General features: G+C 71.8%; 9 protein-coding genes. 5 read left to right on the forward strand and 4 right to left on the reverse strand.

Annotated features, from left to right (window positions below; translation table 11 throughout):
• A partial coding sequence (locus ACYVE9_RS06795; protein ID WP_461026815.1) for an NHL repeat-containing protein occupies positions 1 to 860 on the forward strand: 860 nt, incomplete at its 5' end.
• A 307-nt stretch (positions 861 to 1,167) separates the two neighbouring features.
• Here ACYVE9_RS06795 and ACYVE9_RS06800 read toward each other — a convergent pair.
• Positions 1,168 to 2,472, reverse strand: coding sequence for a M18 family aminopeptidase (locus tag ACYVE9_RS06800; RefSeq protein WP_461026816.1), 1,305 nt, complete (start codon positions 2,470 to 2,472; stop codon positions 1,168 to 1,170).
• Between the two features lie 121 nt (positions 2,473 to 2,593).
• On the reverse strand, positions 2,594 to 4,420 hold the full coding sequence (locus ACYVE9_RS06805) for an acyl-CoA dehydrogenase (protein WP_461026817.1): 1,827 nt from the start codon (positions 4,418 to 4,420) through the stop codon (positions 2,594 to 2,596).
• 355 nt (positions 4,421 to 4,775) lie between these two features.
• Here ACYVE9_RS06805 and ACYVE9_RS06810 point away from each other — a divergent pair, with 355 nt between their 5' ends.
• Positions 4,776 to 5,267: an SseB family protein gene (locus ACYVE9_RS06810; protein WP_461026818.1), complete on the forward strand. Its 492-nt coding sequence runs from the start codon at positions 4,776 to 4,778 to the stop codon at positions 5,265 to 5,267.
• An 84-nt stretch (positions 5,268 to 5,351) separates the two neighbouring features.
• On the opposite strand, the gene ACYVE9_RS06815 is transcribed toward ACYVE9_RS06810, so the two are convergent.
• Positions 5,352 to 5,777, reverse strand: a complete 426-nt coding sequence (locus tag ACYVE9_RS06815; protein WP_461026819.1) for a DUF1801 domain-containing protein — start codon at positions 5,775 to 5,777, stop codon at positions 5,352 to 5,354.
• Between the two features lie 178 nt (positions 5,778 to 5,955).
• Here ACYVE9_RS06815 and ACYVE9_RS06820 point away from each other — a divergent pair, with 178 nt between their 5' ends.
• Both ACYVE9_RS06820 and ACYVE9_RS06825 read left to right on the forward strand, forming a co-directional pair.
• A complete protein-coding gene (locus ACYVE9_RS06820) occupies positions 5,956 to 6,930 on the forward strand; it encodes a pirin family protein (RefSeq protein WP_461026820.1) in 975 nt (324 codons plus the stop codon).
• 215 nt (positions 6,931 to 7,145) lie between these two features.
• Entirely contained in the window at positions 7,146 to 7,436 is a 291-nt protein-coding gene (locus tag ACYVE9_RS06825; RefSeq protein ID WP_461026821.1) for a DUF4287 domain-containing protein, read from the forward strand.
• A 94-nt stretch (positions 7,437 to 7,530) separates the two neighbouring features.
• Here ACYVE9_RS06825 and ACYVE9_RS06830 read toward each other — a convergent pair whose 3' ends face one another.
• Complete coding sequence (locus ACYVE9_RS06830) at positions 7,531 to 9,666, reverse strand: ATP-binding SpoIIE family protein phosphatase (RefSeq protein WP_461026822.1); 2,136 nt, start codon at positions 9,664 to 9,666, stop codon at positions 7,531 to 7,533.
• Between the two features lie 102 nt (positions 9,667 to 9,768).
• Here ACYVE9_RS06830 and aspS point away from each other — a divergent pair, with 102 nt between their 5' ends.
• The gene (gene aspS / locus ACYVE9_RS06835) at positions 9,769 to 11,544 is read left to right on the forward strand and encodes an aspartate--tRNA ligase (protein WP_461026823.1); all 1,776 of its coding nucleotides are present in this window, start codon (positions 9,769 to 9,771) and stop codon (positions 11,542 to 11,544) included.
• Positions 11,545 to 11,586: the final 42 nt, after the last annotated feature.

An 11,586-nucleotide genomic window follows, 5' to 3' on the forward strand; every position in this document is an offset into this window, starting at 1 on the left:
AGGTCGCGGCGGGCACGACCAACGACGGCCTCGTCGACCGGCCGGTCGCCGAGGCGTGGTTCGCGCAGCCGTCCGGCCTGGCCGCGTCCGCCGACGGCGAGCGGCTGTGGATTGCCGACTCCGAGACGTCCGCGGTCCGCTGGATCGACCGGGACGGGCAGGTGCGCACCGCCGTCGGCACCGGCCTGTTCGACTTCGGGCACCGGGACGGTGACGCCGGGCAGGCCCTGTTGCAGCATCCGCTGGGCGTCACCGCGCTGCCGGACGGGTCGGTGGCCGTCTGCGACACCTACAACCACGCCCTGCGCCGCTACGACCCGGCGACGAACGAGGTGAGCACGCTCGCCACCGACCTGCGGGAACCGTCCGCCGCGGTGCTGGACGGTTCGGACCCGCACCACATCGTGGTGGTGGAGTCCGCCCGGCACCGGCTGACGCGGCTGCGGCTGCCGGACGAGGCGGTGCGGGTGGACGGGGTCGCGCACCGCACGCAGCGGTCGGCCACCGAGGTGGCGCCCGGCACGCTGCGGCTGGACGTCGTCTTCCAGGCGCCGGCGGGCCAGAAGCTGGACACCCGCTACGGTCCCTCGACGCGGCTGGTGGTCAGCGCCACCCCGCCGGAGCTGCTGGCGTCGGGCGCCGGGCAGGGCACGGACCTCGACCGGGAACTGGTGCTGGACGGTTCGGTGGCCGAAGGGGTGCTGCACGTGTCCGCGATGGCGGCGTCCTGCGACGACGACCCGGCGAACCCGTATCCGGCGTGCCACGTGCACCAGCAGGACTGGGGCGTTCCGGTCCGGCTGACCGACAGCGGCGCCGACCGGCTGCCGCTGGTCCTGGCCGGCCTCGACGAGGGCTGAGGCAAGGCCGCCGCGTCGCGCGCCCGGTAGGTTCCCCGGGTGCGTTCGGGCGCGGCAGAAGGGGCGGACCGGTGCTTTCGCCGCCGGTCCGCCCCTCTCCCCCGTGTGCTCCACTCTGCGCGCCGATCTTCACAGCTGTGTCATGGACACATCCCGACCCGGCGACAGCAGGCGGAAGCGGAGCCTCATCCTCCGGCGGCCGGAGTCCGCCGTCTCACCCGGGGCGCCCGCCCCGAGGCCGCGCTCAGCCCTGCGGCGTCCCGCCCCGACGCCGCGCCCGGCTGCCGCGGCTCGGCCCCGAGGCCGCTCAGCCCTGGAGGAAGGCGGTGAGGGCCGCCGTGAGCAGGCCGGGGTCAGCGGCGCCGGCGAGTTCGCGGGCGGAGTGCATGGAGAGGATCGCCACCCCGATGTCCACCGTGGTGATGCCGTGCCGCGCGGCGGTGATGGGGCCGATCGTCGTCCCGCAGGGCATGCCGTTGTTGGAGACGAAGCTCTGCCAGGGCACACCGGCCCGCTCGCAGGCGGAGGTGAACACGGCGCGTCCGGTGCCGTCGGTGGCGTAGCGCTGGTTGACGTTGACCTTGAGGATCGGGCCGCCGTTGGGCATCGGGTGGTGCGTCGGGTCGTGCCGCTCGGCGTAGTTGGGGTGCACGGCGTGTCCGGTGTCGGAGGAGAGGCAGACGGTGCCGGCGTACGCCCGGGCCCGGTCCTCGTAGTCGCCGCCGCGGACGAACACCGACCGCTCCAGCACGTTGCCGAGCAGCGGGCCGTCGGCACCGGTGTCGGACTGGCTGCCGTTCTCCTCGTGGTCGAAGGCGGCCAGCACCGGGATGTAGGGCAGTTCCTCCCCGGCGGCCTCGTGGGCGGCGGCCTCGGCGAGCGCGACGGCACCGGCGTGCACGGAGAGCAGGTTGTCCATCCGCGGCCCGGCGACCAGCTCGCGGTCCCGGCCCAGGTAGGCGGGCGGCTCCACGCTGTGCGCCATCAGGTCCCAGCCGGCGACGTCGGCCGCGTCCAGGCCGGCCTCCTCGGCGAGAAAGGCGATCAGGTCGCCCTCGTGCGGGTCGCCCAGGCCCCAGATCGGCGTCATGTGCCGCTGCCGGTCCAGCTTGAGGCCGTCGTTGACCTGCCGGTCGAGGTGCACGGCGAGCTGCGGCACCCGCAGCAGCGGACGGTCGACGTTGACCAGCCGGGTGGAGCCGTCGCGCAGCGCGAGCCGGCCGGCGAGCCCCAGGTCGCGGTCCAGCCAGGTGTTGAGCAGGGTGCCGCCGTAGATCTCCACGGCGATCTGCCGCCAGCCGTGCGAGCCGGCGTCGGGGGACGGCTTCACCCGCAGGTTGGGGGAGTCGGTGTGCGCGCCGATGATGCGGAACGGCGTCGCCGGGGTCGCGCCGCGCGGCACGTGCCAGGCGATCAGCGCGCCGCCGCGGCGCACGACGCGCCCGCCCGTCCCGCTGTCCCACGCCTCGGTCTCGGCGACCTGGCGGAAACCGGCCTTCTCCAGCCGCGCCGCGGTGTTCGCGACGGCGTGGTACGGGGTGGGGGACGCCGCGAGGAACGCCATGAGGTCATCGGTGTGGCCGCGGCCGAGCCCGGCGGGGTATTGCTGCATGCCGTCCAATATACGAACGCGCGGGGCGTCCGAACGCACGGACGGGAGGGGTTCCGCCTCCCCCGACCGGGAGCGGAACCCCGCCCGTCCGCCGGTCACCCGGCTGCGGACAGCGGTCCGGTCAGAACGCGGCCTCGTCCAGCTCCATCAGGGAGAGGTCGACGGTCTCGGCCGCCTGGCGCGCGGTGCTGACACCGGGCAGCACGTTCGCCGCGAAGAACTTCGCCGCGGCGATCTTGCCCTGGTAGAACGCCTTGTCCTTGGCGGAGGCCGAGGACAGCTTGTCGGCGGCGACCACGGCACCGCGCAGCAGCAGGTAACCGAGGACGACGTCACCGGAGGCCAGCAGGAAGCGGGTGGTGTTCAGACCGACCTTGTAGATCGAGTTGACGTCCTTCTCGGTCGCCGCGAGGTCCGTCAGCATGACACCGACGATCGCCTCCAGGTCCACGGCGGCCTTGGCGAGCTGCTCGCGGGCGGCGGCCAGGTCCTCGCCGCCGTCGGCCTCGGCGAGGAACTTCTTGATCTCCTCGGAGAGCGCGGTCAGGGCCTGGCCCTGGTCGCGGACGACCTTGCGGAAGAAGAAGTCCTGGCCCTGGATGGCCGTGGTGCCCTCGTAGAGGGTGTCGATCTTGGCGTCCCGGATGTACTGCTCGATCGGGTACTCCTGGAGGTACCCGGAGCCGCCGAAGGTCTGGAGCGACTGTGCGAGCTGCTCGTAGGAGTTCTCCGAGCCGTAGCCCTTCACGATCGGCAGCAGCAGGTCGTTGAGACGGGTCGCGGCGGAGGCGTCCTCGCCGGCGGCCTCCTTGACGAGGATCTCGTCCTGGACGCTGGCGGTGTACAGCACCAGGGCGCGCATGCCCTCGGCGTACGCCTTCTGCGTCATCAGCGAGCGGCGCACGTCCGGGTGGTGCGTGACGGTGACGCGCGGCGCGGTCTTGTCGGTGAACTGCGCCAGGTCGGCGCCCTGCACCCGCTCCTTGGCGTACTCCAGGGCGTTCAGGTAGCCGGTGGAGAGGGTGGCGATGGCCTTCGTGCCGACCATCATGCGCGCGAACTCGATGATCTTGAACATCTGGCGGATGCCGTCGTGCTTCTCGCCGAGCAGCCAGCCCTTGGCCGGGTGGCGGTCGCCGAAGGTCATCTCGCAGGTGTTGGAGGCCTTGAGGCCCATCTTGTGCTCGACGTTGGTGGCGTAGACGCCGTTGCGCTCGCCCAGCTCGCCGGTCTCCCAGTCGAAGTCGTACTTCGGCACGATGAACAGCGACAGGCCCTTGGTGCCGGGGCCGTGGCCCTCGGGGCGGGCCAGCACGAAGTGCACGATGTTCTCGGACATGTCGTGCTCACCGGAGGTGATGAAGCGCTTGACGCCCTCGATGTGCCAGGTGCCGTCGTCCTGCTTGACGGCCTTGGTGCGGCCGGCGCCGACGTCCGAACCGGCGTCCGGCTCGGTGAGGACCATGGTGGAGCCCCACTGCTTGTCCACCATGAGCTGGGCGATGCGGTGCTGCTCCTCGGTGCCCTCCTCGTGGAGGACGCCGGCGAAGGCCGGGCCCGAGGCGTACATCCACACGGCCGGGTTGGAGCCCAGGATGGTCTCGGCGAAGGCCCACAGCAGCGAGCGGGGCGCGGTGGTGCCGCCCAGCGCCTCCGGGATGCCCAGCCGCCACCACTCGGCGTCCATGTAGGCCTGGTAGCTCTTCTTGAACGAGGCCGGGACCGGTGCGGTGTTGGTCTCCGGGTCGAAGACCGGCGGGTTGCGGTCGGCGTCCTCGAAGGACGCGGCCAGCTCGTTCTCGGAGAGGCGAGCGATCTCGGAGAGCACGCTCTTGGCGGTCTCGACGTCCATCTCCGCGAACGGCCCCTTGCCGTACACCGCGTCGCGACCGAGTACCTCGAAGAGGTTGAACTCGATGTCGCGGAGATTCGACTTGTAGTGCCCCATGGCGACAGGCTCCGTAACGACGGGGAGGGCCGAGAGATGGACTCCTCCGGATGCGTACCAGTAAGTAGCTCCCATCATGCTACCCGTCGGTAATAAGAATCAACCCCAACCGGTCCGAGTGTGACGCACCTGGCGGGTGAGGGGGAGCGCCCACGGGTGCGGATCGGGTGAACCGTCGGGGTCCCGGTGGTGAAGGTGCCGGCGGTGCGCGGGTGGTGTGCGGCTGGGGCGGGTGTGGACGAAGTGGGTGGTGGGGGGTGGGCCGAGCGGGTGGAGGTCGTCGTTCCGCTTCGTGCCCGCACTCCGGCCCGATACGGCCGTCACGGGTGGCGCCGGGCGGCGTAACCTTTGGCGCATGTACGGCTACGACCAGACAGCCTCCGCGGGGCATCAGCAGGGCCACGGGCAGTACGCCCAGCAGCACCCGCAGCAGCCCCCGCCCGGGTACGGGCAGCAGCCGCCGCCGCAGCCGCTCTACCCCGAGCCGTCGCCGCCGTCACTCGCCGAGGCGGTGCGGGCCTTCACCACCGGCTCGATGGCCGCCGAGGACTTCCAGGGCATCTTCCACAACGCCAAGGTCTACTGCCCGCGCGGTGAGACGCCCGGCTTCCTGGCCCTGCACAACACCCAGCAGCCGGTCATCCCGATGTTCACCACGCTCAAGGAGCTTCGGGCGTACGCGGGCAAGGAGTCCAAGTACTTCGTGATCACCGGGGCCGAGGTGCTGGACCTGCTGCCCTCGGGCTACGGGTTCGTGCTGGACATGGAGGGCGAGCACCGGATCGTCTTCGACGCGAAGGCCGTCGAGGAGATGGTCGACTTCGCGATGCGCCGCATGTACGGCTGAGGGCCGTACGCGGGCCGGGGGCTCGCGTACGGGGTCGCGTCGGGGTGCTCTGGGGGCACGGGCGGAGGGTGGTCGGCGCGGCTGTCAGAACAGGTCGTCGCCGGGCAGGGCTGCGGCCTGGCGGATCCAGCTCGTGAGCAGCGCCTCGTCCGGTTCCTCGCCCTCGTGGATGTTGAGGTAGCGCACGCTCTCGTGCTTGGAGGCGTCCGGCGGGAGCGGGTCCAGTGACGAGCCGTTGAGCCAGGTCACCTTCACGAACCTCGTGAAGCAGTGGAGGCTGAGGAACCACCCGTTGCCCTCGACGCCGTAGAACGGTGAGTTCCAGCGGACGGCCTTGCGCACGTCGGGCACGGTGCGCGTGACGAGCTCGTCCAGGTGGCGGCCGACCTCGCGCTTCCATCCCGGCATCGCCTCGACGTACGCCTGGACGGGCCCGTCGCCGTCGCCCTTCGGGATCTGCGGGTTGCCGCCCGACAGCAGTCGTGGTGTGTTCGACGGCTTGTCTGCCATGCACCGCATGCTAACGACCGGTGCCGGACGGAACCACCCGAAAGCACACGATCCGGCCTACGGGGGCGGCGGGCACGGGTCGGGTCCGGCCTCCAGGATCGGCGGGCGACGGAACACGTACGGCTTGGCGAATGTTGATATTTCAACTACATTGGTCGCACACGCCAAGGAGGCCCCGATGCCCGCGATCACCGTCGAGAACCCGCTCACCCTGCCCCGTGTCGCAGCGCCCGCGGACGACACGACGCCGCGTCCGGTGCGCGCCGTCAGCACCGCGCCCAGCGGCTTCGAGGGCGAGGGCTTCCCCGTCCGCCGCGCCTTCGCGGGCATCAACCACCGCGCCCTCGACCCGTTCATCATGATGGACCAGATGGGTGAGGTGGAGTACGCACCCGGGGAGCCGAAGGGCACCCCGTGGCACCCCCACCGCGGCTTCGAGACCGTCACGTACATCATCGACGGCATCTTCGACCACCAGGACAGCCAGGGCGGCGGCGGCACCATCACCAACGGCGACACCCAGTGGATGACGGCCGGCGCGGGCCTGCTCCACATCGAGGCGCCGCCGGAGCAGCTCGTCATGTCGGGCGGTCTCTTCCACGGGCTCCAGCTCTGGGTGAACCTCCCCGCCAAGGACAAGATGATGGCCCCGCGCTACCAGGACATCCGCGGCGGCCAGGTCCAGCTGCTGACCTCGCCGGACGGCGGCGCGCTGCTGCGTGTCATCGCCGGTGAGCTGGACGGTCACCAGGGGCCCGGCATCACGCACACCCCGATCACGATGGTGCACGCGACGCTGGCGCCGGGCGCGGAGATCACCCTGCCCTGGCGCGAGGACTTCAACGGCCTCGCCTACGTGCTCGCGGGCCGCGGCGCGGTCGGCGCCGAGCGCCGCCCGATCCACCTGGGCCAGACCGCCGTCTTCGGCAGCGGCTCCTCACTGACCGTCCGCGCGGACGAGCAGCAGGACGCGAACACGCCGGACATGGAGGTCGTCCTGCTCGGCGGACAGCCCATCCGCGAGCCGATGGCCCACTACGGTCCGTTCGTCATGAACACCAAGGCCGAGCTCCAGCAGGCGTTCGAGGACTTCCAGAAGGGCCGCCTGGGCACGATCCCGGCCGTGCACGGCATGTCCGAGGGCGGTCTGTAGGTTCCCCGAGTGCCGCACGCGAACGGGTCCGGTCCTAGCGAGGACCGGACCCGTTCACGCGGGCGCCACCGGGCTGCGGCGGAGACAGGCGGGTCGGAAGTGAGGTGGGTCACTCCGGGTGAGCGATGAGTTCGCGCCTGGCCGGCGGTCATACCGGGCGACGACCTGCTGGCCCTCCCCGCGGCCCTCCGCGGGTACCCGGACGGAGACCCGACATGACCGAGAGCCCCGAGACCGCCACGAGCCCCGGCGCCGGCAAGGACCGAGCCGCCGGCCCAGGCAAGGACCGAGCCGCCGTCAGGGGACCGGCGAGCTACTTTCCGGCGATCGAGAAGAAGTACGGCCGCCCGGTGGCGGAGTGGAAGGAACTGGTCCGCGCCTCGCCGCTGAGCAGGCACATGGAGCTCGTCTCCTGGCTCAAGAGCGAGCACGGGATGGGCCACGGCCACGCCAACGCCCTCGTCGCGCACACCCTCGCCGAGCACACCGAGGGCACGGCGAGGTGACCTGCCGGCCCGAGGTGCGGTGACCGCGCCCGGGCCGGTGACGCGGCCCGCTGCCGGTATCCGCTGCCGGACTCCGCTGCCGGGAGGGCGGGTGTCACCCCCAGTCGGGCGGTGCGTCGTCCTCGTGCACCTCGAACCAGATGGCCTTGCCCGCGCCGCGCGGGTCGACGCCCCACGCCCCGGCGAGCAGGTCCATCAGGATCAGGCCGCGGCCGGACGAGGCCAGCTCGCCGGGGCTGCGGCGGTGCGGCAGCTCGTCGCTGCGGTCCGACACCTCCACCCGGAGCTGCCGGGCGCCGCGCGGGCCGGTGACCTCGGCGACCATCAGGGCGTCCCCGTCGGTGTGCACCAGGACGTTGGTCAGCATCTCGGACAGCATCAGCACCGCGCCGTCCACCTGGTCGGGGAGCAGCCAGTCGTAGAGCAGCTCGCGCAGCTGGTGGCGGGACGCGGCGACCCGTTCGGCGTCCGCCTGGCCGACGGTGAGCATGGTGCGGCGGGATGCCGTCGAGCACGGCACCGGGCCCCTCTCCCGGCTCATCAGCAGCAGGGCGATGTCGTCCTCCCGCCGGTCGGCCCGCGGCCCGGTCGTGTGGTGCGACGGCAGGCCGTGCACGGCCTGGATCAGGGCTTCGGCCAGCTCCTCCACGTCCGCGCCGGGGTGTGCGGCGAAGACGTCGCGGATGCGGGCCGAGCCGGTGTCCACGTCGTGGCCGCCGGTCTCGATCAGCCCGTCGGTGCACAGCAGCAACGTCTCTCCCGGCTCCAGCACCAACCGGGTCGTCGGGTACTCGGTGTCCGGTTCGATGCCGAGCGGCAGACCGCCCGCCGTCGGCCGCACCAGGACCGTGCCGTCGGCCAGCCGGATCACCGGGTCCGGATGCCCGGCCCTGGCGATGTCCAGCGTGCCCAGCGCCGGATCGGCCTCGATGTACAGGCAGGTGGCGAACCGGTCGTCGCCCCGGTCGGCGGTCGGCTCCTCGGGTGACGCCTCGGTCATGCCGGCGAGGAAGCGCGACGCCCGGGACAGCACCGCCTCCGGCCGGTGCCCCTCGGCCGCGTACGCGCGCAGCGCGATCCGCAGCTGCGCCATGAGCCCGGCGGCCCGCACGTCGTGGCCCTGCACGTCCCCGATGACGAGCGCGGTCCGCCCGGACGGCAGCGGGATCACGTCGTACCAGTCACCGCCGACCTGGAGGCCGCCGCCGGTCGGGACGTAGCGCGCGGCCACCGCCATGCCCTTGACGTCGGGCTTGCCGGCCGGCCGCAGGGTGTGCTGCAACCCGTCCGCCAGTTCCCGTTCCGACTCGTGCACGTAGGCCCGCGACAGCGCCTGGGCCAGCATGCGCGCCACCGTGGTCAGCACCGCCCGCTCGTCGGGCGTGAAGGCGACGGGGTGCCCGAAGGACGCCATCCAGGCGCCGATCGTGCGCCCCGCCACCACCAGCGGCAGGTAGGCCCAGGACTGCCGGTCGAACGGCTCGGCCATCGGCCAGGTCGCGGGGAAGCGCCGCCGGTACTCCTGCGGACTGGTCAGGTAGACCGCCCGCCCGGTCCGCACCACGTGGGCCGCCGGGTAGGGGGTGTCCAGCGGCATGTGGAGAAACGGTTCTTCCAGGGCGGTGCCGTGTACGTCCTCGCCGTCCTTCCCGTGGTGGCCGTGGTGGCCGATCACCGCCAGCCGGTCCCCGTCGACACCGAAGACGGCCAGCCCGTCCGGCGAGAAGCCCGGCATCGACAGGTTCGCGGCGACCCGCAGCACCTCCGCCGTGGACCGCGCCTCGGCCAGCGCCCGCCCGGCGTCCAGCAGGAACGCCTCCCGCGACCGGCGCCAGTCGCCCGTCACCGGCGTCTGCCTCGGCGACGCGTCCGGCACCTCGCTGATCGTGCCGCTCAGCAGGAACGCCGTCCCGGGCCGCCTCCGGCCGCTCTCCGCCGACGGACGCAGCCGGGCCCGCACGGTGCGCAGCACCGAACCGTCCCCGGCGATGACCCGCAGGCGCGCCTCCGCGATCCGTCCCTCGGCGACCGCGAGCGTGACGATGCCGCCCAGCTCCACGTAGTCGACCACGTGGAAGCGGGAGCGCACGGCGGACTCGGAGACCCGTGCCGCCTCGGCCGGCAGCCCGATCAGCGCCGCCGCCGTCGCGTCCAGGCTGAACTCCCCGCAGGCGTTGTCCCAGCACCAGATACCGGTTCCGGTGGCGGCCAGCACGTCCTCGGTGCGCATACGCCCACCATAGGGAGAACAATCGGCTTGCGCCCGGCAGGGGACGGCCAGGACGGTAACCTGTAAGGCGCCTCACCCCAGACCTGACGACTTGGATGAATGATGCACCGGTACCGGTCCCACCACTGCGGCGAGCTCCGATCGCCGGACGTCGACACCGACGTCCGGCTGAGCGGCTGGCTGCACAATCGTCGTGACCTGGGCGGCATCCTCTTCATCGACCTGCGTGACCACCACGGCCTGGTCCAGCTCGTCGCGCGCCCGGGGACGGCTGCCAACGAGGCGCTGAGCCATCTCACCAAGGAGACCGTCGTCCGCGTCGACGGCCGGGTCGTCGCCCGTGGCGCCGAGAACGTCAACGCCGACCTGCCCACCGGTGAGATCGAGGTCGAGGTCTCGGACGTCGAGGTGCTCGGCGCCGCCGAGCAGATCCCCTTCACCATCAACGCCGAGGACGGCGTCAACGAGGAGAAGCGCCTCGAGTACCGCTTCCTCGACCTGCGCCGCGAGCGCATGCACCGCAACATCCTGCTGCGCACCTCGGTCATCTCGGCACTGCGGCACAAGATGACGGCGCTCGGTTTCAACGAGATGGCCACCCCGATCCTGTCCGCGACCTCACCCGAGGGCGCCCGCGACTTCCTGGTGCCCTCCCGCACCCACGCCGGGAAGTTCTACGCGCTGCCGCAGGCCCCGCAGCAGTTCAAGCAGCTGCTGATGATCGCCGGCTTCGACCGCTACTTCCAGATCGCGCCCTGCTTCCGCGACGAGGACGCCCGCGCGGACCGCTCGCCGGGTGAGTTCTACCAGCTCGACGTGGAGATGAGCTTCGTCGAGCAGGAGGACGTCTTCCAGGTCATCGAGAAGGTGATGACCGAGGTCTTCCAGGAGTTCGGCAACGGCCGCGAGGTCACCTCGCCGTTCCCGCGCATCCCGTTCCGCGAGTCGATGCTGAAGTACGGCTCCGACAAGCCCGACCTGCGGGCCCGCCTGGAACTGGTCGACGTCACCGACGTGTTCGCCGGTTCCGACTTCAAGGCGTTCGCCGGCAAGCACGTCCGCGCGCTGGCCGTGCCGGACACCGCCGAGCAGTCCCGCAAGTTCTTCGACCAGATGGGCGAGTTCGCCGTCGAGCAGGGCGCGAAGGGCCTGGCCTGGGTGCGGGTCGGTGAGGAGTCGGGCAAGCCCCAGCTCACCGGGCCGATCGCCAAGTTCCTCACCGAGGAGAACGTCGCCCAGCTGGTCGACGTGCTCGACGCGAAGGCCGGTACCGCCATCTTCTTCGGCGCCGGTGAGTTCGACGAGGTCTCCAAGATCATGGGCGCGGTCCGGGTCGAGGCGGCCAAGCGCACCGGGCACTTCGAGGACGGCGTCTTCCGGTTCTGCTGGATCGTCGACTTCCCGATGTTCGAGAAGGACGAGGACACCGGGAAGATCGAGTTCTCGCACAACCCGTTCTCGATGCCGCAGGGCGGCCTCGAGGCGCTCGACACCAAGGACCCGCTGGACATCCTGGCCTGGCAGTACGACATCGTCTGCAACGGTGTCGAGCTGTCCTCCGGCGCCATCCGCAACCACGAGCCCGAGGTCATGTACCGGGCGTTCGAGATCGCCGGCTACTCCAAGGACGACGTGGAGCGGGAGTTCGGCGGCATGCTGCGCGCCTTCTCCTTCGGCGCCCCGCCGCACGGCGGCATCGCCCCGGGCGTGGACCGCATCGTGATGCTGCTCGCCGACGAGCCCAACATCCGCGAGACCATCGCGTTCCCGCTCAACGGCAACGCCCAGGACCTGCTGATGGGCGCGCCCAGCGAGGTCGACGAGGCCCGGCTGCGCGAGCTGCACCTCTCGCTGCGCAAGCCCCCGCAGGCGAAGTAGCGGCAGCGACGGCAGCAGCGGGCCGGCCCCCGGACGTCCGGG

This window comes from Streptomyces sparsus, from assembly GCF_054776295.1.